Source organism: Enterococcus sp. LJL90 (genome assembly GCF_056924355.1).
In genome coordinates this window covers 85,736-109,986 of sequence record NZ_JBXPBQ010000008.1, presented here as the reverse complement: position 1 = coordinate 109,986, position 24,251 = coordinate 85,736, and the positions used below count along the sequence as shown (strand labels likewise).

The window sequence follows — 24,251 nt, the reverse complement described above, 5'->3', positions numbered from 1 at the left end:
ATTTCAGAAAAAATAACCAGGTGTCTTGACACATAATCAGAAAATCTATACACTTAAGACAATTCGAATCTGTCATGACACCTTTTAGTTTTTAAATTGATTATTTCTGCAACAGCAGAAGGAGGAAAAAGTGTGAAAACCAAAAATTCTGTACGTCAGTTAACCATTACGGCTCTGTTGATTGCGATGGGTATTATTATTCCAATGGTTATGCCAAAGATTGTTATCGGACCGGCATCTTTTACGTTAGCTAGTCATGTGCCATTATTTATTGCGATGTTTATTTCACCAGCTGTGGCTGTAGCTGTAGCTTTAGGAACTGCTTTTGGTTTCTTTGTCTCACTGCCATTAGTTGTGGCGTTAAGAGCGTTATCCCACTTAGTTTTTGCGATTATCGGGTCACTTTACCTGAAAAAAAATCCCGGCATTTTAATGGCAAATGGTCGCTTTACTTTATTTAATTGGAAATTTCAAAGCTATAACGTGATTTTAGGCATTATTCATGCGGCGGTGGAAATGGTGGTTGTCAGTGTCTTTTTCTTTGGAGGCAATATGCCAGAGGTTTATTACACGCAAGGCTTTTTCTACACGGTATTTGTTTTATTGGGAGTCGGCGGCTTTATTCATAGCCTAGTGGATTACAACATTGCCTACTTTGTGGCTAATCTTCTCAGCAAACAAATCGATATTCCTGTCTTTACAAAAGCTAAGGCTTTAGCGAAAACTGAAACGCCTGACTTGAAAAAAGTTCCGAGTGTCTAATATATACGTGAAAAGACCAAAGTCTGCGCAGACTTTGGTCTTTTCTTTTTACTATCAAAAAAGGGTAGGAGTATAAAATGAAATCTGCGGTCGTCAGATTTGCCAAACTTTGTCATCGGCTGAAAAAGAAAGTTTATACTATATAAGTATCTTAGCATAGCGAGCTGATTTCTCTGGCGATTGTGCTAGAGGTCTAAAGGGATTTTCAAAAAATAAAAGAATTTATTGTGGTCGCTCTATTTCTATAATGTCGCTTAAATGGCCGTAGAAATTCCCGGCAAGACGGGAAACCGGCTGAAAAGCTTCAGGTAAGATATATTGATTTTTTTCGTCAAAGACAGCCTCAGCAAAGTGAAATTCTAAAATTTCTAAGATAAATAAATCACTGATGATTTCATCCTCGTGATCTTTGATTGGTAGATATTGGTGGACGACGGCTTCCATGCGAATTTGAGCATCAGCAATCGCCGGCACTTGAACGGCTCTGCTGTCAGTTAATTCAAGTTCTAAATTATCCAATTCACTTTGCTCGCTTTCAAGGCTGGCTGCTGTTTGATTCATATTTTCTAAGACGGCATCATTGACTAAATGAATCACCGTTTGCCCATTATCCAATAAGTTACGGGCGCTATCTTTCAGCTGCCCGTTTTTCCGATTGATTGATACGCTGACTAAAGCGACTTCTTTAGCCACGACGTTGAAATAGCTAAAGGGGGCCGCATTTACAACGCCATTTTTTTTATTGTGGGTGGTCAACCAAGCAATCGGCCGGGGAATAATACTGCCCGTCAAGAATTTGTAAATCTGTTTGGTGGTTAAATCTGCCGCTTTAAAATGAATCATCCTGGTGCTCCTCCTAGCTATGAAATCAAAATTTGTTTAAATTATTCCTATTAATTGCTTCAATCACTACTAGTTCTTTTAAAGAATCCAAAGCTTCCTTATTTAAAAAATGTCGCAATTATTTGCACTATGGAAAATATTTTTTCAGTAAATCAAGAGGGTCGCCAAAAACCAAGGAAATGGTTACGGCAACCCTATTTTAGCAATTCTAGTTTAATTAAGCACGTTTTTGATTGGCATCTGAAGTATCAAAAGGCCGTACGTAATCTTCAATTTCTTGACGTTTTGGTTCTAAAAATGGCGGCAATGAAAGAATTTCACCGGCGTGTTCATAAGTTTCATCCTCTAGGAAGCCAGGGCCGTCGGTTGCCAATTCAAACAAGACACCAGGCGCTGCCATAAAGTATTCTGACTCAAAATAGAAGCGTTCAACAAAACCTGAGTTTGGAAATTCCAATTCATTGATTTTTTGAATCCAAAATTGTAGAGCTTCAACATCGGCTACCCGCAAAGCTAAGTGGTGAACATTACCAAAGCCTTCGCCGGCTAATGGCAAGTCTTCTCGGTGTTCTACAATAATGGTAGCGCCATTGCCGCCTTCGCCGATTTCAAATTGATAAAAATCACCGTCTTGGCCGGTTGCTTTAAAGCCTAAAACATCTTCTAAAACTAGACGCATGTGTTTAAGATTTTGGACAGTGACGAAAGCTGGTCCTAAGCCAATGATTGAATGTTCTGCTGGCACATTCGAATTTTTCCAAGGAGTTCCGCCAGCTACACCGACATTTTTTTCATCAGAAATTAATTGGTAGCGCTGGTTATCAAAGTCTTCAAATTCAAAATATTTTTTTCCAAAGCGTTCTTTAACTTCACCGTGTTCGATATTTTTTTCATTAAAACGGTTGAGCCAATAGTCTAAAGAGGCATCGCTAGGTACCCTAAAGGAAGTCCGAGAAATTGTATTCGTACCTTTCGTGCCTTTGGGAATATTTGGAAAGTCAAAAAACGTCATATCAGTGCCGGCAGAACCAGCGTCATCGGTAAAATACAAATGATAAGTTGCAATATCATCTTGGTTGACCGTTTTTTTAATCATCCGCAGCCCTAAAATATCAGTAAAGAAGCGATAAATTTTTTCGGCACTGCTAGTCATTGCTGTTACATGGTGTAATCCTCTAATTTGTGTATCCATTTTAAAATTCCTCCTGAGTTGTTTTAAGGTGCCCAATTTGAGTTTCCTCAACCAGACCTTTTTCTTACTAAAAGTAAGTATAAAGGTTTTTGTTCTTTTTGACAAACAAATAGCCTTTGACAAAATTTTTTGGATAGCAAATAATAAAGGCAACAATCTATTTGGAAAATTAAGGAGCTGGAGCAATGACGATTAAACGGATTTTTTTTGACTTAGACGGTACCTTAACGGACTCAAGCGAAGGAATTTTCAATTCAGTTCGTTATGCCATAAAGAAATTTGATTATCCTGAGCCAAGCCTGACTGAATTGCGGGGTTATGTTGGCCCACCTCTGCTAGCGTCTTTTATTGAAAACTATCAGCTGACTGAAGCGCAAGGGCAGGAAATGGTTCAGGCCTATCGGGAGTATTATACCGATCAGGGAATGAAGGAATTGTTTGTTTATCAGGGTATTCCCGAAGTCTTAGCGCAATTGATAGAAAATTATCAGCTATCGGTTGCTACCTCCAAGCCTGAAATTTTTGCCAAGCAAATTATTCAGACAACTGGCTTGGCCAAGTATTTCTCTGGGATTTTTGGGGCAGACTTAGAAAGTCAGCGGGTCGCAAAGGCCGATGTTATCCGCTATGGCTTAGCTGAATTAGGCCAAACAAATCCAAAAGAAGTTATCATGATAGGCGATCGCTCCCATGATATTTTGGGAGCAAACGAAAATAATATGTCTGCAGTCGGTGTTCTTTATGGATTTGGCGACCAGAAAGAGTTGAGTGGAGCTGGAGCAAAGTGGTTGGCTGAAAAACCAGCAGATTTGATTGAAATTTTTTAAAAATTTAATTAGTTAACTAGTAAAACAAAATGCCCCTCAACTAAATTAATGGTTGAAGGGCATTTTATTTGGTTCACTAGCTAGCCGTTTGGTTTTTATTTAAGATAAAAGTAAGAAGTGACGGAAATAAAAAACTGTCAAAAAATTTCTGAGACTCGTGTATCGACCCCCAAAGGTTAGACCAAAAATCAAACATTTTAGGGGTTACTACATCGTCAAAATTATTTCAAAATCTGAACCAAATAAAAATGATTTAGAAATGAATGACAGTATTTCTGAGGCGTAATAATGGAAAAAGTTATTTAGAAGTCTGCCAGCGATAAAAAATTTTCAGAAGAAAAAACCTGCGGGGATTTAGCCAAAAACTAAATCCCCGCAGGTAAGATAGAGTAGAATAAAAATCAAACTAACTATTTTAAAGATTTCCCAAGAATTATTTGCTCTTTGGTTTAACCGGAAACCAAACTTGGAATTCGGCATTCTGTGGGTCTGCATTCAAATAAACCTCAATGTCTGGTAAATTGGCATACTCATAGCCTGAGGTTGGCAGCCATTCTGTGTAAATTCTTTTTTGCAGCTCTTGAATAGAGGTTGGCATCGTGCCCGTCCCAGCAAAGACGGCCCATGTAGCTGCAGGAATCTCAAAGGATTTATAATCAGCTACTTTTTGATCAGTGGCAACTCCAATGACATACTCCCACTTTTCTGCATTCATTTCAGTCATGTAACTAACACCTAAAACTCCCGGCACATCTTGGCCCATCAAAGGAAAAAGTTTTTCCAGTGCGCCTGCTTGACTAGTTTCATTCCAAAATTCAGGAATGAGTCGCTGACTTTTCTCCATGTCTTTGTCCAAGGTCAAACTTGGCCCGATGACGGTAAAACTTGATTTTTCGATGATTTGATATTCCATTTTCTCGACTCCTCTGATTTGGATGGCAAAATTTAATTGGGGATAACTCACTAAAACGGCGCCGTTTTGTTTAGCGGCCTGCGGGGTGATGCCGTGAATACTTTTGAAGGCCCGATTAAAAGCAGTCGGGGAATCATAGCCGTATTTCAATGCAACATCGATTACTTTGGCGCCGTGCTGCAAATCGACACCGGCTAGACTCATTTTGCGCCGCCGCAGATATTCTCCTAAAGAAACATCCGCCATATAAGAAAACATCCGCTGATAATGATAAGTCGAGCAGCGGGCAATCTTGGCTGCTTCATCAATCGAGACTGTTTCCGTCAGATTTTTTTCCAAATAAGCTAAACTTAAATTTAGTTGTGTTAACCAATCCATTTTGCCACCTCAGTTATTTACCAATCGTTTTGGTATGTCTATAGTTTAAAGGTTGTGAAAAAACTTTACCTCTTTATTTTGACACAGGTTTTAGGAGCTTTTCAAGTAGGAAAAGCCTTCAGGTAAGAAAATCTTTGTGAAAAATATGTAAGGCTTTGTGAAATTTCCAATAAAACGTGTTTTTAGTAGAAAAGTACCTTAATGTCTGATAGAATATAAACGTTGGTTGGACAAGGTCCGACAAAAAACAAAGTTTATTTAAAACTAGGAGGAATATTATTATGCCAGTAGTATCAGGAGCTGAATTTTTACAAGCTGCTCGTAAAGGTGGATATGCCGTAGGTGGATTTAACACCAACAACTTAGAATGGACGCAAGCGATTTTGAAAGCTGCCGAAGCTAAGAAAACACCTGTTTTAATCCAAACTTCAATGGGTGCTGCTAAATATATGGGCGGCTACAAATTGGCTAAAGACTTAGTAACTGATTTAGTTGAATCAATGAACATCACTGTTCCTGTTGCGATTCACTTAGATCATGGTGATTACGAAGCTGCTTTAGAATGTATCGAAGTTGGTTATACTTCAGTTATGTTCGATGGTTCTCATTTACCATTCGAAGAAAACTTGAAATTGGCAAAAGATGTTGTAGAAAAAGCTCACGCTAAAGGCGTTTCTGTAGAATGTGAAGTTGGTTCTATCGGCGGTGAAGAAGATGGTATCATCGGCGCTGGTGAATTAGCTGATATTGAAGAATGTAAACAAATGGTTGCAACTGGTATTGACTACTTAGCATGTGGTATCGGTAATATCCACGGTGTTTACCCTGCAAACTGGAAAGGTTTAGCATTTGACCACTTACAAGCAATTGCTGATGCAGTTGGTCATGATGTACCTCTAGTATTACACGGCGGTTCAGGTATTCCTAAAGAACAAATCCAAAAAGCAATTTCAATGGGTGTGTCTAAAGTTAACGTGAATACTGAATTCCAATTATCATTTGCTAAAGCTACTCGTGAATACATCGAAGCTGGCAAAGATTTAGAAGGTAAAGGCTTTGACCCACGTAAATTATTAGCACCAGGTGTTGCAGCAATCGTTAAAGATGCTGAAGAACATATCGACTGGTTCGGTTCTGCTGGTAAAGCATAATTAAATTTTCGATGAGTAAAAAAACTGTCCAGTGATGGGCAGTTTTTTTATTTTGAATTAAACAGTTGAAATAAATTTTTGCCGCTAACGATGCTGGAAATAAGTTTCTGCTGATCGATTATTGGGATGTTTTGCCGCTCTAAAAAAGCGGTAAATTGCGGTAAGAATTCCTTCACAGGCATCTCCAAATTTAAATCAAATTTTTTATCACCACTAATCAAAGACAGCGTGAAGCTATCTGGCCCAAAGTCAAAGGGTGAAGTACGGATTTTTCGCCGGTAAAGTAAACTGACTTCTTGGATATTTTGATACCCAATGAAATTTATCTCAGGTTTTTGTTTAAGCAGTTGTTTGATTTTTTCTAACGGCTTTTTTGAATAGGTAGCCATGGAAATGCCACTTTGTTCAATAACCCAATAGTCAGTGAAAGCTGTTGGTAGCATCAGAAGAAAGAGTACTACGACAGCAATCAAAAAATTCATCAAGAAGTTGCCGGCCATCTGACTGACAATAAGCGCAAAGAGCAGACAATAACCAATTAGCAGCAGGCTATTTTGTTTTTGATAGTGTTTACCGATGCGATATGGCTTTTTAAAAAAAGGGCTGCCTTGCACTAGCTCATCTATTGAGATATTGTATAAATCCGATAGCGCCAATAAATTATCCACATTCGGGACAGATTGCCCCAACTCCCATTTTGAAACAGCTTGCGTTGTGACAAAAAGTTTTGTGGCGACCTGTTGCTGGGTCAGACAATTTTGTTTGCGATAATTTTTTAATAGTTGACTAAGCTCCATAAAATTCCCTCCCTACAAATTCAGCTTACTATTTTCTTTTAAAATCAACAATCAACTAGCGGTTGTAACAGGCTTATTCTTTAAAAAACCAGCAATTCTCGCCGCTGCATATCATCCTAAAAAGAAATATGGTAAGATAAAAAGGGTTTCAACTAGAAAAAATAAATATAGGTGACTTGTATATGAAAAAATTAGTAATCAACGGCGGTCGGCCCTTATCAGGTGAAGTAACCGTCAGCGGCGCTAAAAACAGTGCCGTCGCATTAATCCCCGCGGCTATCCTTGCTGACTCTCCGGTAATTTTAGATGGTGTCCCCGACATTCAAGATGTGCATTCCCTTATTGAAATTTTAGAAATCATGGGTGCTGAAGTCACCTTTGAAAATAATCAAATGACGATTGATCCCCGTGGTTTAGTTTCAATTCCAATGCCCAGCGGAAAAATTAACAGCTTGCGGGCTTCCTATTATTTTATGGGCTCTTTGTTAGGAAAGTTTGGTGAAGCGGTGGTTGGACTGCCTGGCGGTTGTTATTTAGGACCACGGCCAATTGATTTGCACATTAAGGGTTTTGAAGCTTTAGGCGCTGCTGTCAGCAATGAGCATGGTGCGATGTATTTGCGGACGAAAGCAGCTGGTTTAAACGGAACCCGCATTTTTATGGATATGGTGTCGATTGGCGCTACAATCAATGTGATGCTGGCAGCGGTAAAAGCAGAAGGCAAAACAATTATTGAAAATGCTGCTAGAGAACCAGAAATTATCGACGTGGCGACCTTGTTAAATAATATGGGGGCCAATATTCGTGGAGCAGGTACGGATATTATTCGGATTGAAGGCGTCAAAGAGTTGCACGGTTGCCGCCATTCAATTATTCCCGATCGCATTGAAGCGGGAACTTATTTGTCGATGGCCGCTGTGATGGGTGCGGGTGAAGGCATTGTGGTGAAAAATGTCATTTTTGAACATTTGGAAAGTTTTATTGCGAAGCTGCAGGAAATTGGTGTCCATATGGAAATTTCTGAGGATGCGATTAAAGTGTTCCCAACGGAAGAATTACAGGCGGTCAGTGTCAAAACTTTCCCTTATCCCGGCTTTGCTACCGATTTGCAACAGCCGATTACGCCGCTTTTATTAAAAGCTCAGGGGCGGGGAGAAATTTTAGATACTATTTATTCTAAACGTGTCAATCATGTGCAGGAATTAGCTCGGATGGGGGCCAATATTTCAGTCAAAGAAAATTTAATTGTCACAGAAGGTCCATCCGAGTTGCAGGGGGCTGAAGTGGTTGCTTCTGATTTGCGGGCTGGCGCTTGCTTGGTAATTGCTGGCTTGATGGCGAGTGGCACGACAACGATTTACAACGTGGAATATATTTTAAGAGGTTATGATCACATTGTTGAGAAATTAACCAATCTTGGTGCGGATATCAAGATGATTGAGGAAGAGGAAAAAGCATGAGTGATTATTTAACAATGGCAGAGCTTGAAAATAAAACTCTGAAGGAGATTTATACCTATGCCAAGGAATTTAAAATTCCTTATTATAGTCAAATGAACAAAAAAGAATTAGCGCTGGCTGTCATTCGGGCCCAAGCGGAAAATCAGGGCTTCTTTTATATGGAGGGTGTTTTAGATATTGTCGGTCAAGAGGGGTATGGTTTTTTACGGCCGATTAATTACGGCCCCAGCCAAGAAGATATTTATATTTCCTCCTCGCAAATTCGCCGCTTTGGTTTAAGAAACGGTGATAAAGTCGCCGGCAAAGCGCGACCACCGAAGGAATCAGAACGCTATTATGGTTTGATGCATGTTGAGTCGGTCAACGGTAAAGACCCAGAAGAAGCGAAAGAACGGCCGCATTTTCCAGCGTTGACGCCATTGTATCCAGATCGGCAATTAATTTTAGAAACGACGGCTGGCCGTTTATCAACTAGAATGATTGATATGTTTGCTCCAGTTGGTTTTGGTCAACGGGGCTTAATTGTAGCGCCACCAAAAGCGGGTAAGACAACGGTCTTAAAAGAAATTGCCAATGGGATTACGGAAAATAATCCCGATGTGGAATTAATTTTACTGTTGATTGATGAGCGCCCGGAAGAAGTAACGGATTTAGAGCGCAGTGTTAAAGGCGATGTCGTGTCCTCCACCTTTGATCAACAGCCGCAAAATCATACCCGCGTTTCGGAATTAGTTTTAGAGCGGGCGATGCGTTTAGTCGAGGACAAACGCGACGTCGTGATTTTGATGGATAGTATTACCCGTTTAGGGCGAGCGTATAACTTGGTGATTCCGCCAAGCGGTCGAACCTTAAGCGGCGGGATTGATCCAGCGGCTTTATACAAACCGAAAAAATTCTTTGGAGCGGCCCGCAATGTTGAAGAAGGCGGCAGCTTGACTATCTTGGCAACGGCTTTAGTGGATACCGGTAGCCGGATGGATGACATTATCTACGAAGAATTTAAAGGAACCGGTAACCAAGAATTGCATCTTTCCCGTGATTTAGCAGAACGTCGGATTTTCCCAGCGATTGATATTAAGAAATCGGGTACGAGAAAAGAAGAATTGTTAATGTCTGCTGGTCAATTAGAGGAAACGTGGAAGCTGCGGAATCAAATGAGCGGCGATTCTTTAGAATATACCGATCAACTAATTCGCTTCTTAAAGAAAACCAAAAATAACGAAGCTTTCTTAAAAGCCTTCCAAGATGTTGAATTCGGCGGCCGTAGCCCAAAAAGAAATCAAAAAAGATAATTGTCAAAGCGATTCATTCATGATATTATATGAATGTTGTTTATCGACAAATAACTCTGATTCAGCAAATGTTTCAGGGCCTAAGGAGCGTAATAAGTTATGAAACAAGAAATTCATCCAGATTACCATCCAGTCGTATTTATGGATTCTACAACAGGTTTCAAATTCTTGTCAGGTTCAACTAAATCTTCACAAGAAACTGTTGAATGGGAAGACGGCAACACTTATCCAGTGATTCGTGTCGAAGTAACTTCTGATTCTCATCCATTTTACACTGGTCGCCAAAAATTCACTCAAGCCGATGGTCGAGTGGACCGTTTCAACAAAAAATACGGTTTGGCAGACGCAAACGCAGAACAATAATCTGCACAATAAATTTTGGTTTAACCAAGATGATTCGAAACCTTCCCAAATTTTGGGAAGGTTTTTTTTCTGTATTTTTGAAGAAATCTCCAACTTTATTCTTTTACAACATAAATATCACTTTCTTTAGTTTGCTTAAACCAAAAGAAACACAGGCAAGAAATAAGCAAAACAAAGCTGCTGACAATCATCATGGGGATAAAGAAAGAGGTCAGGCTGTTCTTAAATAGAATCCCCATGATAAATTGCCCCACGGGAACGGCGCATTGAGCAACCGCAATGATGGTCGCCATGACTTTCCCCAAATTTTCCTTTGGCGTGATTCTTTGCACCAAAGAAATCAAGTAGATGGAGATGGCACTCATCATCATGCCGATAATGGTTCCAATAATCATAACAACGCTGTAGCCTACTCCACCGCCGAAAATGCCTAATAATAGGTTCATGACAATCAAGAGAATTCCTGAAAAGGCGAAGGTTAGATACAAATTATTAAAGCGCAAATTTTTAGTTAAGATGCCGGCAAAGATGGCACCTAAAATATTGGAAAGACTGAAGACCGCCATGCCAATTCCATATAACGTATCATTGACGTTTAAAATAATTCGCAAGATAATCGGCAAACCGACAATGAAAAACGATGAGAGGGAAAAATTAATTAATGCAGCGATAATAATCGTCTTTGAGATAACTGCATTGTTTTTCACTTCACGAAAGCCAGCCTGCAAATCTTTGAATAATGTTTTGACTATCGCTCCACTGTGTTCTTGATGGACTCGCGGAATTTTTAAGAAGCTTTCAAAGATTGCTGCCAAAATGAAAAAGAAAATGCTGATACCGATTAAAAGTTGAGCGCCTAAGATGCCGTATAAAATACCGCCAATAATTGGTGCAACAACATTTGATAATTGCAAAATTCCGTTTGACAGTCCGTTAATTTTCTCTAATTCATGTTCTTCGACAATTAAGGGAATGCTGGCACCAACTACCGGTGTATCAAAGCTGCCGACAATGGCTAGTAAAAATAAAATCAAGCCAATTCCCCAAATCGATTCACTCCAACCAACAACTACGAATAAGCATAAGGCTAAAAATGCATTGGCGACATCCATTAGCACCATCAAAATTTTGCGGTCAAAGCGATCGGCAATTGCCCCGCCAATCGGCGCAAATAAAACCGGAATGCTGGAAATAGCCAAGACTGTCGCAAAGACATCTGCCCGACCCGTTATATCCAAAACAAACAACGATAAGGCAAAGCGCAGAATTGCTCCGCCAAACACAGAAATAAATTGTCCTAAAATTAAATAGGTAATATTTTTTCTTTTTCCCATCCCTTTTTTCCAACTTTCTTCATTTTTAAAATAAGTTTAGAGGATAATGAGTGAAACCTCATCCGCCTTTAGTCTTATTCGCAAACGAACTTTAGTTGGAGAAGGCAAGCTTCACCAATAATATAATCAACCATGACGTAAAATAAACTTTACGTAAAAGAAAAAGTTTGATACACTTTAAACGTAAAGCATACTTTCCGTCAGAAGGGAAAGAAGTCCATGAAAAATAATTTAGAAAAAATTCGCAAAGAGCGGGGCGTCACTCAAGAGGACTTGGTGCAGGCCTTGTTAGTTTCCCGGCAAACCATTAGCTCTCTAGAAAATGGGCGCTATAATCCATCGATTTTATTGGCTTTTAAGCTGGCCCGCTATTTTGATGTGGCAATTGAAGATATTTTTATTTACGAGGAGGAAGAAGATGAACGCTAAGCTGGTAAAATTAAGCGGCAGTTTAATACTTTTTTTGGCTGGTCTATTTGGATTACATAAAGAACTTTGGTTGAGCTGGGGCCTGCCGTATTTTTTAATTGCCTTTGGCTGTGGCCTATTCGGCAATTATTTGGGGGCTATTTTGCAGGAGCTGGCCTTCAAAAAAGATGCGGCAGCAAAAAAAGCCTTTGAAATTGAAGAAAACGACGAGCGCAATGTTCAAATTGCGCTGCTAGCAAAAGCTAAAGGCTTTGATTTGATGACAATTTCACTCGGCGCTTTAATGTTGGCATATGCATTGATGAAGGAAAATTTACCGGTTGTGCTCTCGTTGGTAGCTGTCTACTTAGTCATTCAAGGGTACTCGCTTTTTTGGCGATTGAAATTGGGCAAAGAAATGTAAACTGCAATATCATCACTTTTTAAGAGGCTGTGACATTAGTTAGAACAGAGCCGAACTTTTTACGAGCGGTAGCTAGTGAAAACCACTAGATATGGTTCATTTGCGACGAAGACCTACTGGGCCGCAGGAGCAAATAAGATATAGTTCGGGATTTCATCTGTTAAAAAGACTAATGTCACAGGTTTTTTTTATTGAACTTTCACAGTATTTTTTTGACCACTCAGTTTCAAATTTCCACCACTTACCGTCTTTTTTGACACAAGAGCTGGGAAATTTTATAAACTGAGTGTACGAAAAGAGGTGCTGAAGATGTTAACAGTCAACAATCTAACTAAAAATTACGGAACACTTCAAGCGGTTAAGGGGATAAATTTGGAAATAGCAGCCGGTTCCTTTGTGGCTTTCTTGGGGCCTAACGGTTCGGGGAAATCAACCACAATCTCCATGCTGACTAAATTAGCGCCGGCAACCAGCGGCCAAATATTATTAGACGGTCAAGCCGTTAAGACTGCTGAGTATTATCAGCAAATTGGTGTTGTCTTTCAAAATAGTATTTTAGATGATGACCTGACGGTTTGGGAAAATTTGACTTTGCGGGGGAAAATGAGTGGCCGGGTTTCAAAGGTGAGAATACAAGAATTATCAGAGCTTTTTCAATTGACCACCTTTGAAAAACAAAAATACGGCACCTTATCCGGCGGTCAAAAAAGGCGAGTCGACATCGCTAGAGCTTTGTTGCACCAGCCGCGAATTTTATTTTTAGATGAACCAACGACCGGCTTAGATATTCAATCCCGCAAAATGATTTGGCAACTCCTAGAAAAATTACAGCGGGAGACACAGCTGACAATTTTTTTAACTACTCATTATCTGGAAGAGGCGAATAATGCCGACTACGTTTATATTCTCAAAGAAGGTCAGATTATTGCAGAGGGAACAGCCGAAAAATTGCGACAAGCCTATACTACTAACGTTTTAGAAATCGAGACGGCAGTTCCTGAAAAAATTAGCGAAAAAATCCCTTCGGATGTGGCTTTTGAAAAAATGGGCCAGCTGTTGACTTTTTCTAATATTCGCGTTCAAACCGCAATTGAAATTTTAACGGCGAATCGTAATCAAATTAGCAATTTTCATTTTTATGAAGGCAGTATGGATGATGTCTTTTTAGCGGTAACTAAGGAGGAAACTAGTGATGAGCGGATTAATTGAACGAAACTTAATGATTTATTTTAGAAATCGCAGTGGCGTAATTTTTTCAGTCTTGGGGGCCTTGATTTCATTTGTCCTGTATATCATTTTTTTGCGGGACACGATGATGGGGAACTGGACTCAAGTGGCGCAAGGCGTTCAGTTATTAGATTTATGGTTGATTGGTGGAACATTGGCGGTGACGGCGATTACCAGCACTTTGGCGGGGTTAGGTCAGATGGTGGAGGACCGGGAAAGAAATGTGCTGAACGATATTACTTTGGTTGGGTTGAAGGAAACACAAAAAAATCTCAGCTACGTGCTGAGTGCAACTATTATTGGAAGTGTGATGCAGCTGATTTTATTGTTAATCATGGGTTGCTATTTTGTGCTGGTGGATCAGATTACCATCCCCTTCAGTCAATTGCCAATGCTCTTAGTAGTGGTGTTTTTTAGCTCATTTTGTTTCAGCCTGCTCTTTTTTGCGGTGATTAGTTTTATTAAGCGCAAAAACACTTTAGGAAAAATTGAAACCATTTTAGGAACTGCAGCTGGGTTTATGGCCTGTGTCTATGTGCCGTTGGGATTATTGCCAGAATTCGGGCAAAGTCTGATTAAAGGGACCCCGGCGATTTATCTGGCAGCTTGGTATCGTCGAATTTTGTTGGCCCCGACGTTAGCAGATGCGACCAACCAACTGTCTGCCAATGAATTAGCTTTAGCCAAAACTTCTCTGGGAATTGAGATTGGATGGGGAAACTTTGCGGCAGCCGGCTATGAATTTGTTATACTGATAGGGATCGGACTTTTAGGACTGCTGTTGATTGTTTTAGCAGCAAGACGCAGAAAAGCTGAATTGAGTTAATCTGAGGAGAAACAACATGAAAATTGAGGTGCAACTGACAGAGCAGCTGGCAGAGGATGAATTAGAAATTTTCATCAAAGCCGCTCCTGCAAATCAGCAGGTGCAGCGGCTCGTGGCTGAACTAGAATACTTATTAGAGGAAACACCGACGGCAATTCCTTTAAAACAAAAGGAGCGAATTGCCTTAGTCAAGGTTGAAACGATTGTGGTGGTGTCCGTTCAAAAAGCAGAATTGACGATTAAGACCTTAAATGGCGAATATCAAACGAAGGAACGCTTGTACCAATTTGTCGAGCGTTTGCGTAATCCGGATTTTTTACAGATTTCAAAATTTTCCGTGATTAATATCAATCAGCTGGATTATTTAGAGGATAGTTTTTCCGGAAATATGCTGGCATTTTTAAACGGCGGCTACCAAGAGAGTGTCAGCCGCAAATACCTGCCAAATTTAATGAAAAGGCTGGGCGTGTAAATGGATAAAAAAATAATTAAGAAAATTCTGTCCCGTTTTTTTGCCGGAGTCATCTTCGCTGCAATCATTTTTGCCACTTTGCGTTTGTTTCAGATTCAGACTGAGCCATTAAGCGTTGGCAATGTTGTCAGTGTTTTGTTTTTAGGTGGTTGCTCGGGTCAGCTGACCGGTATTTTTGACTTGGAAATCAATTTTTCCCTTGCCCTCTTGCTGCACTTTCTTTGCACCATGCTACTCGCAATTTTCATTTTTATGGTAAATGGTTGGCAGGATCTTTTGCTGGAGGATGGTCTTACGGCATTTGGCTATTTTTTCATCAGTTACCTGTTTGTCTGGCTCGTGTTAAAAATGCTGCAACGTCGGAAAATCAGCAAGATTAATCGGCAATTGCGGAAAAATCGAGCAGAAAAATAATTTTTGGGAATTTTTATCGAGGAGCAGTATGCCAATAAAAAATTTTTTTATTGCCTCCAAAATATATATCGGCCGCCAAGTTGCTTGTACTTGGCGGCTTATTTTGTTTATGAAAGGCCTCGATTTTTCAAAAAATAATGAAGCTTTAAAATAAATCTTCATTAATCTGGGATTATAGGGTAAAATTAGCACTAATTAAGAGTAGCTTTTACCAAAAAAGATAGATTTTTTAGCGGAGGTAATTTAGATGAAAATTATTGCCAAAAATAAACTTGCTGACACAGAATATGAAATTTATATCGAAAATCCTCGAGTTGCCAAAAAAGCGCAGGCCGGCCAGTTTGTTATCTTGCGGATTGATGATTTTGGCGAAAGAGTTCCATTAACGGTGGTAGCAACTGATCCTGAAGCCGGTTGGGTGCGGCTGATTTTTCAAGTGATTGGTAAATCCACTGCTCAATTGGCAGCGCTGAACACCGGTGATGAGATTCAAGATTTTGTCGGACCTCTTGGCAAGGCCACCGAAATTAAAAATTACGGTCATGTGTTAATGGTCGGCGGCGGTGTTGGGATTGCCGCATTATTCCCAATCGTTAAAGCGCTGAAGGAAGCCGGCAATACTGTCACGACAATTTTAGGAGCAAAAACGGCTGACTTATTAATTTTAAAGGAAGAATGTAACCGTTATTCCGACCAATTGATTTTAATGACGGACGACGGCTCTCTAGGTGAAAAAGGCTTAGTCACCGATGCAATGAAAAAAGTTTTGAAAACAGAAACGATTGATTTTGGTTGGGCAATTGGTCCTAGCCCCATGATGAAATTTGCGACGCTGACAGCGATGGAATTTGATTTGCCGATTTATGTTTCCTTAAATCCGATTATGGTGGATGGTACTGGCATGTGCGGTGGCTGATTCTGTAAAATATGCCTGCGTTGACGGTCCGGAATTTTTAGGCGCCGAAGTAGCCTGGGATGAATTTATCGCCCGGATGTCACAGTATCGCAGCGCTGAAGAAACAGCTTATCAAAAATATCGAGAGCAGGTGGAGGACCATGGCTAAAAGAAGTTATACAAAAACGCCAATGGCAGAGCAAAAGGCAGAAGTCCGCAACCATAATTTTTCCGAGGTGAGCTTTGGCTACACTCTTGCAGAAGGTCAATTAGAGGCCAGCCGTTGTCTGCAATGTAAAAATGCTCCCTGTATTGCCAAATGTCCCGTGGAAATTGATATTCCCGGTTTTATTAAAGCGATTGAAGATGAAGATTTAGCAGAAGCCTATAAAATTTTAAACCGCTATACTAACCTGCCGGCAATTTGTTGACGGGTTTGTCCCCAAGAAAAACAATGCGAGATGGTCTGTCGTCTTGGTCAATCGAAAAAATTTGAACCAGTAGCAATCGGTCGTTTAGAAAGATTAGTAGGGGATTGGGCGATTCAACAACCAACAGAAAAAGTCACGCCACCTAAAACTTATCAAGGAAAAGTCGCCGTTATTGGTTCGGGGCCTTCTGGCTTGACCTGCGCCGGCGATTTAGCGGCTTTAGGTTTTCAAGTGACAATTTATGAAGCCTTGCATTTAGCAGGCGGCGTTTTATCTTATGGCATTCCAGCCTTTCGTCTGCCAAAAGAAGTCGTGCAAAAAGAAATTGATGGTATAAAAGCTCAAGGCGTAACCATTGAAACCAATGTTGTGGTGGGTAAGACAATTACCATGACAGAAATTATGGAGGAATTTGATGCCTGCTATCTGGCGGTTGGTGCTGGAGCGCCGAATTTTCAAGGAATCCCCGGTTCGGCTTTAAAGGGAGTGTACTCCTCTAGTGAATTTTTGACCCGCATTAATTTAATGCATGGCAATCAATTTCCTGATTATGATACACCGATTCAAAATTCGCAAAAAGTCGTGGTCATCGGCGGCGGCAATGTGGCGATGGATGCCGCCAGAAGTGCCAAAAGAATTGGTGCCAAGGAAGTGGCGATTGTTTACCGCCGTTCTTTGGATGAATTGCCGGCCCGTTTAGAAGAATATCATCATGCAATGGAAGAAGGCATTCAATTTTATTGGTTGACGAGCCCCACAGAATATTTGGCAGATGAAAATGGCTCGTTAAAAGGTGTTAAGTGTTTGCAAATGGAATTAGGCGAGCCGGATGAAAGCGGACGGCGGCGGCCAGTTGCCATTGCCGACAGCGAATTTGTGATTGAAGCCGATACGGCGATTGAAGCGATTGGTCAAGGACCAAATCGCGTTTTACTGGAAACTTATCCAGAGTTGGCCTTAAATAAATGGGGCTATGTCGACGCTGAAGAAGCGACCTGTCAAACTTCAATTCCAGGCGTTTATGCCGGCGGCGACATTGTGACTGGTGCCGCTACTGTAATCTTGGCGATGGGAGCTGGCAAAATTGCCGCCAAAGAAATTGCCAGCTACATTGAAGGAAAAAAATAATTTTTTGCAACAATCAACAAAAAAATATATTTAATTTTGAAACTGTAACATCAGTAAAAAATAGCTAACTTATGTGTTTGAAATTCTTTAGAGGAACAGCGCTAAAGGGGACTAGGCACTAGGCGTTTAGCTATGAATAACTGGTGAGACAGTTTCTTTTTTTATAAAAATATGAATTTTCCATAAATTATTTTTGCCTTTTTCCTCAATCAATTATCAGAAAAACTTCAAAAAAAAGCCAAGACTTTTCTCTATATTAAAAAAATGCTATTTTCTGAATATTTATAAAATGGAGGAATACGCTTTGATTGAGGTAAAAAATTTAGTGAAACGGTATGGTAATCAGCTGGCCTTGGCAGATTTGAGCTTTACTGTCGAAAATGGAAAAGTTTATGGCCTGCTGGGAGCAAATGGTGCCGGTAAATCAACGACCATGAACATCATCACCGGCTATATCGGCGCAACTTCCGGCACGGTGGAAATTGACGGGCTGGATATTTTAAAAAATCCTGAGATGGTCAAAAGTAAAATCGGCTACCTGCCAGAGCAACCGCCTTTGTACTTGGATATGAAGGTGGAGGAATATTTATCCTTTTGTGGGGAATTAAAAAAAATCCCCCACAATAAACGGCAGCAGAGAATTGAAGAAGTAATCGCCAAAGTTCAATTAGGCGAGGTCCGCCAGCGACTGATAAAAAATCTGTCTAAAGGCTACAAACAGCGGGTTGGTTTAGCTCAGGCAATCATGGGCTATCCTGAGGTCATTATTTTAGATGAGCCGACTGTCGGCTTGGACCCGCAGCAGATTATTGAAATTCGCAGTTTGATTCGGGAGCTGGCTGAAGAGCACACGATTATTTTCAGTTCGCATATTTTGGCTGAGGTCCAAGAGGTCTGCGATGAATTTTTAATCATGGCTAAAGGCAAATTAGTCATCAAAGAAACCACTGACAATATCGGCAACCTGATGAATGCACCGCTAAGCATCGAATTAACGGTAAAAACGACGCCAGCTATAGCGGAGAAGATTTTAGCCGATCTGCCTCAGATTGAACAGGCGGATTATCAAGTAGAAAATGAGACGACTAAAATCCATTTGCAGATGAAAGATCAGACAGATATTCGTGAAGAACTTTTCTTGGCCTTTGCCAAAGAACAAATTGCAATCTTGGAAATTCAGCAATCGACTACCAGCCTTGAGGATGTCTTTTTAGAATTAATTCAAGACCCAGTTGAAGCGGTGGAAGGATTAACTGAGGAAGTAGCTGTAAAAACGGTAGAATCTAAAGATGAGGCAGGTGATGCAAAATGATGGCAATTTATAAACGAGAGCTGAAATCTTATTTTCAGACGATGATTGGCAATGTCTTTTTAGCTTTTTTGATTGCCTTTGTCGGCTTTTATTTTATGGTTTACAACCTCTATTATGGCTATAATTATTTTTCTTATGCGCTAGGTTCAGGGTTATTAATCATGATTATTGCCGTGCCGATTTTAACGATGAAGTCCTTTGCAGAAGAGCGCCGCAGCAAAACCGACCAATTGCTGCTGACGGCGCCCGTCAAATTATGGGAAATAGTTTTAGGCAAATATCTTTCAATGATTAGTATTTTGGCGATTGCCTGTTTAATTTTTTGTATTTGCCCGATTATTATTTTGACGCTGGGTTCTGCCCATTTGACAATTGATTATTTGACCATCTTCTTATTCTTTTTGATTGGTTCCTTGTACATAGCCTTAGGAATGTTGATTTCCTCTTTAACAGAGAGTCAAATTATCGCGGCTATCGGCACGATGGGAATATTATTGCTGCTGTATTTTTGGAGCAGCCTGAGTGCTTATCTGCCGACGATTGGTTTCTATAATTTAATTGCGATACTTTTATTACTGGCAGTCGCATCTTTAGTTCTGTTTTCTTATCTAGGTAGTGGCCTTTTCAGCGGCCTATTCTTTTTGATTACAGGCATAATTGCAGTGGTGATTTATGTGGTAAATGGAACAGCCTATGAAAGCTTGTTGAGTAATCTATTAGCCGGCTTTGATTTGACCAGCATTTTGTATAACTCAGTGGACAGCAATCTCTTCAGCGTGCCAAACCTCGTCTTTTTATTGTCCTTAATTGGCTTATTTAATTTTTTGACGCTGCAAGTATTACAAAAGCGGCGTTGGAGCTAGGAGAAAGCAGATGAAGAAGAAAAATAAATTATTCGCAAATAAAAGTCCTAAACGCAGTTTAAAGGAAGTGCTGCTCTTATTTTCATGGCAGTCGCTTAAAGAATCCTTCCAAACAAAAAATTTCAAGCAGGGGACATACCGTGGCGGCTTAACAGTTTTGGTGATTGTTCTAGTGATGCTCGTCAACTTGATTGCCAATCAATTGCCAGCCTCTGTTCAGACGATTGATTTAAGTGAGGAACAAATCATGGAGGTCTCGACAACCTCTGAAAATTTCTTGGAGAATTTGTCAGACGAGATTGATTTTGTAGTCTTAGCCAATCAATCAGAAACTGATACGACTATCAGCACCTTTATTGAAAAATATGCTAGTCTCTCAAAAAATATTTCAGTGGAGTGGATTGACCCGACGCTCCATCCTTCTGCTTTAACTGAATACAGTGCCGATGAAGATACTTTGGTGATTATCGACCAGACGACGGGAGAGTCTATGACCGTCAGCTTCAGCGAAATTTTGTATTCTGGTTATGATAGCAGCTACAACACGGTAACAACCTTTGATGGCGATGGGGCAATTACCAGTGCTCTTAATGCTTTGACCAGCAACGAAGCTCAAGTTATTTACACAACGGAGGGACACGGCGAAACAGATTTTCCGACGTCAATCACCGATGCTTTCTCAAAAAATAATTACGCCACAAACACTGTCAACACTTTGATGACGGGTGAACTACCAACGGATGCGGATTTATTACTAATCTACGGGCCGACCACAGATTTCACAACAGATGAAATTACTCAGCTGGAGAACTATATTGCCGCCGGTGGAAAAGTTATGGTGGTATTAAGTGCCGAAAATCCTGACCTGCCGAATTTAAGCAGCTTTATGGAGGCTTATGGTTTAGCGGAAACCACCGGCTATGTTGCCGATACAGAACGCTCGTATCAAGGACAGCCTTATTATTTATTCCCGAATCTAACTTTAAGCGGAACTTATGCAGAAGGTATTGAAAATGAAATGGTCTTGATTTTAAATACCAAAGGCTTCACGGAAGTTGATCCAACAATTGAAAATGTCACAGTTACTTCTTTGATGGAAACCAGCTCGGGCGGCTATGATGTGACAGAAGACGACCAGGTTCAAGGCACGTATCTTTTAGGCGCAGTTGCAACGCAAACGGTGACTACTGAAGAGGAAGAAGCGACTACCGATTCAACAACAGAAGCAACAACCGATTCAACTAGTGATGCTACGACTGAATCAACGACTGAATCAACGACTGAATCAACGACTGAATCAACGACTGAATCCACCACCGAAAGCAGCACTGAAACAACTGAAAGCAGTGACGCCGATGAAGATGCAGAGGCTGAAGAAGTTTCTGACGGCATGTTGACCGTTGTTAGTAGCACAAACATGATGGATGATTCAATTTTAGCCTCCATTTCGACAATTGAAAACAGCACGCTGTTTATGAATATGGTGACGGCTAATTTTGCTGATGTTTCCAATATCAGCATTGAAGCAAAAACTTTATCTTCTAACACAAATACAGTTACAAATCCTGGCAGCTACAGTCTGTTTATGATTTTAATCATTCCACTGATTATTTTAATTGTTGGTTTTGTTATCTGGTTGAGAAGAAGAAAGGCTTAGGAGGTTATTATGCAAAAAGTTTATAAGAATCCTTATGTGATTTTAAGCGGGCTGCTAATTATTGGGATGATAATCTATATTTTTCTAGCCAATTATAATGAGGACGTCGCTGCTGACACAGCGGCCTCCTCTGAAGCGGCGACAATTTACGTGACGGATTATGCGGACTTAACCAGCTTTAGCTACTCTGGCAGCAGTGACACACTCAGTTTTGAAAAAAATGATGATGACTGGGTGGATACTAGCGTGCCAGATGTTTCTTTGAGCACCTCAACGCTGGAAGTCACCGCCCAAGCAATTGGTCAGCTGACAGCAACTAAAGAATTAACTGAGGACTTGGATGATTTAGCGGCCTACGGTTTGGCTGAACCGACGTATCAAATTCAGTTTGCAACAGAAGAGGCCGAAGGAGAAATTTTAATTGGCAACACCCTCAGTGATGGCAGCTATTATGCAAAGCTAGCTGACAGTGACACCATTTATGTGATTGACTCAACGCTGGTTTCTTATTTAACTTTTGATGTTAATACTTTAGTGGCGACACCAGAAGTGCCAGCTTTAGATAGCGACACTGTGATTAGCGTCAGCCAAATTACTGATGGCATTTACACGGAACTAACGGCGGAAGATGATCAGACGGAAACGACGGAAAGCAGCACAACAGAGGATTCAACAGCAGAATCTTCCACAGAAACGACGACCACTGAATCAACTGAAGCAGCAGCAACGCCTTTTAGTGATGCAGTTTCTTATTTGACATCTTTGTATATTTCTAGCTCAATTAATTATCAGCCGACTGATGAGGAGTTAACTAGCTACGGATTGTCAACAGATGCGCGAACCACCTATGAAGTGGTTTATCAAGCTGATGATGAAGAAGAAACCTTTACGATGTATATCGGTAATTTAGATAGCGAGACCGGCTATTATTATTTGCAGGTGCCGGATAATTCTGTTGTATACCAATTGTCACAAAGCACTGTGGAAAATTTACTGAGTGCCTTTTCAGAGTCATAAAATAGAAATCTCAAAGCTTTTTAACAAATGAGAAAGCCTTTGTGGTAAATTTTTTCAATGGGCAGAAAATTTCATGTTAGTGAAATCAAAAAAAGCGTTCTCATAATTTAATCCTTGTTTAGTACAAATTATTTTGTAGACCAATTTTAAAAATAACTAAATTTTTATTGAAATTTCTGGTTAGAATGCGTACAATTATAGACATAATTAAAAATAGATGAGAATTGACTTGAAATTTTCAATATAGGTTGCTTTAAGCAGGCGCTGGTTGTTTCTCGGATAAAGGGGTTGTGTCACATGGACGAAATCGATACTAAGATTGTCAATATTATTCAAGAAAACGGCCGGGTTTCTATTAAGCAGATTGCTTCAGAGTGCTTTATCTCTTCACCAGCAGCATCTGTCCGCCTGCAAAATTTGGAAAATCAAGGCTTGATCAAAAACTATCAAGCCCAAATTGATTATCAAAAATTAGGCTATCTAATTAAAGCCTACATTCATTGTGCTGTTAATGCCAAGGACAAAGAAGCTTTTTATAGCTTTGTCGGCGGGGTTGCTAACGTGTTGGAATGCGACTGCATCACTGGCGATTATTCCATGCAGCTGAAGGTCGTGTTTAAAACCACGATTGAGCTGGATGAATTTATCAATCAGCTACAGCGCTTTGGCGACACGAGAACCCATATTGTTTTTTCAACACAGGTTGAATCCCGTGGACTTATCTTGGAATCAGAAAAAAATAAATTGGGCGAAAAAGTAATGTAAAATCTCCTATAAAAAAGTTATGCCACTAGTTAAAACAGAAGCGAATTTCACGAACAATTTTTAGCAACAACGACTAAAGATTGTCGATTTGCAACGAGGGCCAACTGGACTTCAGAAGCAATCGTACTATTCGGAATTTCCTCTGTTAAAAAGACTAATGGCATAGCTTTTTTTATTGGAGTTCAGCAATCATTTCTTTGATGCGGGCCACGGAAAGCTGCCATTTTTTTGTTTCAGCCTCATTTAAAATCAGAGGATAAATTTCTTCAATGCCATTTTTTCCAAGACGCGCTAGCTGACTGATATAAATTTTTTCTTTGTGATTGTAAACAGAAACAGGCATAATTTTTTGACTATCTGAAAAAATAGCTTCAACAATTAAGGCGGCTTGATTAGCAATGCCGTAGCTGGTGTAGCCTTTTCCTAGAAAAACTGTTGAGGCTTTGCGGCGAAATTCGGTTTCTAATTCGGCAAGCTCAGCTAAAGATAATTTTTCAGCGAAGAGGCTGCCGGCAATTTGTAAATTTGACCACTGGGTAAACTGTGTATCGCCGTGCTCACCAAAAACATAACCGTTAATAGTTGTCGGGTGAACACCGGCCTTTTCAGCTAGCGTTTGTTTCATGCGAGCAGTGTCTAAAGAAGTGCCTGTTCCAAAAACTTTTTCAGTTGGCAGCTGTGTAAGCTTTTGGAAATAGCCGGTAATCACATCACAGGGATTGGTGATAATTAACGAGCTGCCGGAAAAACCGCTGGCTTTGATTTTCGGCGCCCATTCTTCAATCACCTGCTGGGTAAAGCGCAATTCCTCCACCCGGTCGACATCACCGGCTAATAAGCTACTATCACCAGCTGCCATGATGATGAGCTGGCAATTTTTTAATTCTGCCAGCTGGTTAGCAGTTAATTTGACTGCTAAGGTGGTATCAATCTGACCTTGCAGCAAATCATTGACTTCAGCCTCTGCTACTTCAGTATTTTTATCAAATAAGATTAATTCATCGACTAGCCCCCGCTGAATCAGTAGCTGAGCGGCGGTGCTGCCGACATGACCTAAACCAATCATGGCAATTTTACGCATTTACTTCAGTCCCTTTTTA

23 protein-coding genes and 2 pseudogenes are annotated in these 24,251 nt (G+C 40.3%); 19 read left to right on the top strand and 6 right to left on the bottom strand.

Annotation, left to right across the window (positions count from 1 at the left end):
• Positions 1–186: 186 nt before the first annotated feature.
• Entirely contained in the window at positions 187–762 is a 576-nt protein-coding gene (locus tag AC1Z3S_RS15825) for a hypothetical protein (protein ID WP_461741217.1), read from the top strand.
• Positions 763–984: 222 nt separating this feature from the next.
• Here the strand turns inward: AC1Z3S_RS15825 and AC1Z3S_RS15820 are convergent, their stop codons facing one another.
• The gene (locus tag AC1Z3S_RS15820) at positions 985–1,605 is read right to left on the bottom strand and encodes a flavin reductase family protein (protein WP_461741159.1); all 621 of its coding nucleotides are present in this window, start codon (positions 1,603–1,605) and stop codon (positions 985–987) included.
• A gap of 217 nt (positions 1,606–1,822) precedes the next feature.
• Positions 1,823–2,797, bottom strand: a complete 975-nt coding sequence (locus AC1Z3S_RS15815; RefSeq protein WP_461741158.1) for a ring-cleaving dioxygenase — start codon at positions 2,795–2,797, stop codon at positions 1,823–1,825.
• A 185-nt stretch (positions 2,798–2,982) separates the two neighbouring features.
• On the opposite strand from AC1Z3S_RS15815, the gene AC1Z3S_RS15810 reads away from it, so the two are divergent.
• Positions 2,983–3,624 (top strand): HAD hydrolase-like protein, encoded by a 642-nt coding sequence (locus tag AC1Z3S_RS15810; protein ID WP_461741157.1) that lies wholly within the window; start codon positions 2,983–2,985, stop codon positions 3,622–3,624.
• A gap of 433 nt (positions 3,625–4,057) precedes the next feature.
• On the opposite strand, the gene AC1Z3S_RS15805 is transcribed toward AC1Z3S_RS15810, so the two are convergent.
• Positions 4,058–4,915: an AraC family transcriptional regulator gene (locus AC1Z3S_RS15805; protein ID WP_461741156.1), complete on the bottom strand. Its 858-nt coding sequence runs from the start codon at positions 4,913–4,915 to the stop codon at positions 4,058–4,060.
• A gap of 281 nt (positions 4,916–5,196) precedes the next feature.
• On the opposite strand from AC1Z3S_RS15805, the gene AC1Z3S_RS15800 reads away from it, so the two are divergent.
• Entirely contained in the window at positions 5,197–6,066 is an 870-nt protein-coding gene (locus tag AC1Z3S_RS15800; RefSeq protein ID WP_265458459.1) for a class II fructose-bisphosphate aldolase, read from the top strand.
• A 47-nt stretch (positions 6,067–6,113) separates the two neighbouring features.
• On the opposite strand, the gene AC1Z3S_RS15795 is transcribed toward AC1Z3S_RS15800, so the two are convergent.
• Positions 6,114–6,863: a helix-turn-helix domain-containing protein gene (locus tag AC1Z3S_RS15795; protein WP_461741155.1), complete on the bottom strand. Its 750-nt coding sequence runs from the start codon at positions 6,861–6,863 to the stop codon at positions 6,114–6,116.
• A 182-nt stretch (positions 6,864–7,045) separates the two neighbouring features.
• Between AC1Z3S_RS15795 and AC1Z3S_RS15790 the strand changes: the two genes are divergently transcribed.
• The 3 genes from AC1Z3S_RS15790 to AC1Z3S_RS15780 all read left to right on the top strand — a co-directional run bounded on the left by AC1Z3S_RS15790 (position 7,046) and on the right by AC1Z3S_RS15780 (position 9,978).
• Positions 7,046–8,323 (top strand): UDP-N-acetylglucosamine 1-carboxyvinyltransferase, encoded by a 1,278-nt coding sequence (locus AC1Z3S_RS15790; RefSeq protein WP_265458462.1) that lies wholly within the window; start codon positions 7,046–7,048, stop codon positions 8,321–8,323.
• Complete coding sequence (rho, locus tag AC1Z3S_RS15785; protein WP_265458464.1) at positions 8,320–9,615, top strand: transcription termination factor Rho; 1,296 nt, start codon at positions 8,320–8,322, stop codon at positions 9,613–9,615. Before AC1Z3S_RS15790 ends, rho begins: the two co-directional genes overlap by 4 nt.
• Before the next feature lie 99 nt (positions 9,616–9,714).
• A complete protein-coding gene (locus AC1Z3S_RS15780) occupies positions 9,715–9,978 on the top strand; it encodes a type B 50S ribosomal protein L31 (protein ID WP_265458465.1) in 264 nt (87 codons plus the stop codon).
• Positions 9,979–10,073: 95 nt separating this feature from the next.
• Here the strand turns inward: AC1Z3S_RS15780 and AC1Z3S_RS15775 are convergent, their stop codons facing one another.
• A complete protein-coding gene (locus tag AC1Z3S_RS15775; protein ID WP_461741154.1) occupies positions 10,074–11,312 on the bottom strand; it encodes an MFS transporter in 1,239 nt (412 codons plus the stop codon).
• Between the two features lie 219 nt (positions 11,313–11,531).
• On the opposite strand from AC1Z3S_RS15775, the gene AC1Z3S_RS15770 reads away from it, so the two are divergent.
• The 13 genes and pseudogenes from AC1Z3S_RS15770 (at position 11,532) to AC1Z3S_RS15710 (ending at position 23,151) form a co-directional block, all read left to right on the top strand.
• Positions 11,532–11,741, top strand: a complete 210-nt coding sequence (locus tag AC1Z3S_RS15770; protein WP_461741153.1) for a helix-turn-helix transcriptional regulator — start codon at positions 11,532–11,534, stop codon at positions 11,739–11,741.
• On the top strand, positions 11,731–12,144 hold the full coding sequence (locus AC1Z3S_RS15765) for a hypothetical protein (protein WP_461741152.1): 414 nt from the start codon (positions 11,731–11,733) through the stop codon (positions 12,142–12,144). The genes AC1Z3S_RS15770 and AC1Z3S_RS15765 overlap by 11 nt, the downstream gene beginning before the upstream one ends.
• Before the next feature lie 309 nt (positions 12,145–12,453).
• On the top strand, positions 12,454–13,353 hold the full coding sequence (locus tag AC1Z3S_RS15760; protein WP_461741151.1) for an ABC transporter ATP-binding protein: 900 nt from the start codon (positions 12,454–12,456) through the stop codon (positions 13,351–13,353).
• A complete protein-coding gene (locus tag AC1Z3S_RS15755; protein WP_461741150.1) occupies positions 13,337–14,197 on the top strand; it encodes an ABC transporter permease in 861 nt (286 codons plus the stop codon). The genes AC1Z3S_RS15760 and AC1Z3S_RS15755 overlap by 17 nt, the downstream gene beginning before the upstream one ends.
• A gap of 16 nt (positions 14,198–14,213) precedes the next feature.
• A complete protein-coding gene (locus AC1Z3S_RS15750) occupies positions 14,214–14,669 on the top strand; it encodes a LytTR family DNA-binding domain-containing protein (protein WP_461741149.1) in 456 nt (151 codons plus the stop codon).
• Positions 14,670–15,083, top strand: a complete 414-nt coding sequence (locus AC1Z3S_RS15745) for a DUF3021 domain-containing protein (RefSeq protein ID WP_461741148.1) — start codon at positions 14,670–14,672, stop codon at positions 15,081–15,083.
• A 247-nt stretch (positions 15,084–15,330) separates the two neighbouring features.
• Positions 15,331–16,147, top strand: a pseudogene (locus AC1Z3S_RS15740) (sulfide/dihydroorotate dehydrogenase-like FAD/NAD-binding protein).
• Positions 16,140–17,537: pseudogene (gene gltA, locus AC1Z3S_RS15735) on the top strand (NADPH-dependent glutamate synthase). Before AC1Z3S_RS15740 ends, gltA begins: the two co-directional pseudogenes overlap by 8 nt.
• Positions 17,538–17,841: 304 nt before the next feature.
• Positions 17,842–18,849 (top strand): ABC transporter ATP-binding protein, encoded by a 1,008-nt coding sequence (locus AC1Z3S_RS15730; protein WP_461741147.1) that lies wholly within the window; start codon positions 17,842–17,844, stop codon positions 18,847–18,849.
• Positions 18,846–19,712, top strand: a complete 867-nt coding sequence (locus AC1Z3S_RS15725; RefSeq protein ID WP_461741146.1) for an ABC transporter permease — start codon at positions 18,846–18,848, stop codon at positions 19,710–19,712. Before AC1Z3S_RS15730 ends, AC1Z3S_RS15725 begins: the two co-directional genes overlap by 4 nt.
• A gap of 10 nt (positions 19,713–19,722) precedes the next feature.
• Positions 19,723–21,369 carry a Gldg family protein gene (locus AC1Z3S_RS15720; protein WP_461741145.1) on the top strand — a complete coding sequence of 549 codons (1,647 nt, stop codon included), beginning with the start codon at positions 19,723–19,725 and terminating at the stop codon, positions 21,367–21,369.
• A 9-nt stretch (positions 21,370–21,378) separates the two neighbouring features.
• The gene (locus AC1Z3S_RS15715; protein WP_461741144.1) at positions 21,379–22,386 is read left to right on the top strand and encodes a DUF4340 domain-containing protein; all 1,008 of its coding nucleotides are present in this window, start codon (positions 21,379–21,381) and stop codon (positions 22,384–22,386) included.
• Between the two features lie 297 nt (positions 22,387–22,683).
• Entirely contained in the window at positions 22,684–23,151 is a 468-nt protein-coding gene (locus tag AC1Z3S_RS15710) for an Lrp/AsnC family transcriptional regulator (protein ID WP_461736425.1), read from the top strand.
• A gap of 172 nt (positions 23,152–23,323) precedes the next feature.
• On the opposite strand, the gene AC1Z3S_RS15705 is transcribed toward AC1Z3S_RS15710, so the two are convergent.
• A complete protein-coding gene (locus AC1Z3S_RS15705) occupies positions 23,324–24,232 on the bottom strand; it encodes a lactate/malate family dehydrogenase (protein ID WP_461741143.1) in 909 nt (302 codons plus the stop codon).
• Between the last annotated feature and the right edge of the window lie 19 nt (positions 24,233–24,251).

What these genes read in the sequence shown, in the direction of transcription:
- AC1Z3S_RS15790 (WP_265458462.1), top strand. Translation starts at nt 7,046, where the DNA reads ATGAAAAAATTAGTAATCAACGGCGGTCGGCCCTTATCAGGTGAAGTA.
- AC1Z3S_RS15825 (WP_461741217.1), top strand. Translation starts at nt 187, where the DNA reads ATGGGTATTATTATTCCAATGGTTATGCCAAAGATTGTTATCGGACCG.
- rho (WP_265458464.1), top strand. Translation starts at nt 8,320, where the DNA reads ATGAGTGATTATTTAACAATGGCAGAGCTTGAAAATAAAACTCTGAAG.
- AC1Z3S_RS15795 (WP_461741155.1), bottom strand. Translation starts at nt 6,863, where the DNA reads ATGGAGCTTAGTCAACTATTAAAAAATTATCGCAAACAAAATTGTCTG.
- AC1Z3S_RS15780 (WP_265458465.1), top strand. Translation starts at nt 9,715, where the DNA reads ATGAAACAAGAAATTCATCCAGATTACCATCCAGTCGTATTTATGGAT.
- AC1Z3S_RS15820 (WP_461741159.1), bottom strand. Translation starts at nt 1,605, where the DNA reads ATGATTCATTTTAAAGCGGCAGATTTAACCACCAAACAGATTTACAAA.
- AC1Z3S_RS15755 (WP_461741150.1), top strand. Translation starts at nt 13,337, where the DNA reads ATGAGCGGATTAATTGAACGAAACTTAATGATTTATTTTAGAAATCGC.
- AC1Z3S_RS15710 (WP_461736425.1), top strand. Translation starts at nt 22,684, where the DNA reads ATGGACGAAATCGATACTAAGATTGTCAATATTATTCAAGAAAACGGC.
- AC1Z3S_RS15720 (WP_461741145.1), top strand. Translation starts at nt 19,723, where the DNA reads ATGAAGAAGAAAAATAAATTATTCGCAAATAAAAGTCCTAAACGCAGT.
- AC1Z3S_RS15745 (WP_461741148.1), top strand. Translation starts at nt 14,670, where the DNA reads ATGGATAAAAAAATAATTAAGAAAATTCTGTCCCGTTTTTTTGCCGGA.
- AC1Z3S_RS15770 (WP_461741153.1), top strand. Translation starts at nt 11,532, where the DNA reads ATGAAAAATAATTTAGAAAAAATTCGCAAAGAGCGGGGCGTCACTCAA.
- AC1Z3S_RS15765 (WP_461741152.1), top strand. Translation starts at nt 11,731, where the DNA reads ATGAACGCTAAGCTGGTAAAATTAAGCGGCAGTTTAATACTTTTTTTG.
- AC1Z3S_RS15815 (WP_461741158.1), bottom strand. Translation starts at nt 2,797, where the DNA reads ATGGATACACAAATTAGAGGATTACACCATGTAACAGCAATGACTAGC.
- AC1Z3S_RS15715 (WP_461741144.1), top strand. Translation starts at nt 21,379, where the DNA reads ATGCAAAAAGTTTATAAGAATCCTTATGTGATTTTAAGCGGGCTGCTA.
- AC1Z3S_RS15800 (WP_265458459.1), top strand. Translation starts at nt 5,197, where the DNA reads ATGCCAGTAGTATCAGGAGCTGAATTTTTACAAGCTGCTCGTAAAGGT.
- AC1Z3S_RS15705 (WP_461741143.1), bottom strand. Translation starts at nt 24,232, where the DNA reads ATGCGTAAAATTGCCATGATTGGTTTAGGTCATGTCGGCAGCACCGCC.
- AC1Z3S_RS15725 (WP_461741146.1), top strand. Translation starts at nt 18,846, where the DNA reads ATGATGGCAATTTATAAACGAGAGCTGAAATCTTATTTTCAGACGATG.
- AC1Z3S_RS15775 (WP_461741154.1), bottom strand. Translation starts at nt 11,312, where the DNA reads ATGGGAAAAAGAAAAAATATTACCTATTTAATTTTAGGACAATTTATT.
- AC1Z3S_RS15810 (WP_461741157.1), top strand. Translation starts at nt 2,983, where the DNA reads ATGACGATTAAACGGATTTTTTTTGACTTAGACGGTACCTTAACGGAC.
- AC1Z3S_RS15760 (WP_461741151.1), top strand. Translation starts at nt 12,454, where the DNA reads ATGTTAACAGTCAACAATCTAACTAAAAATTACGGAACACTTCAAGCG.
- AC1Z3S_RS15805 (WP_461741156.1), bottom strand. Translation starts at nt 4,915, where the DNA reads ATGGATTGGTTAACACAACTAAATTTAAGTTTAGCTTATTTGGAAAAA.
- AC1Z3S_RS15750 (WP_461741149.1), top strand. Translation starts at nt 14,214, where the DNA reads ATGAAAATTGAGGTGCAACTGACAGAGCAGCTGGCAGAGGATGAATTA.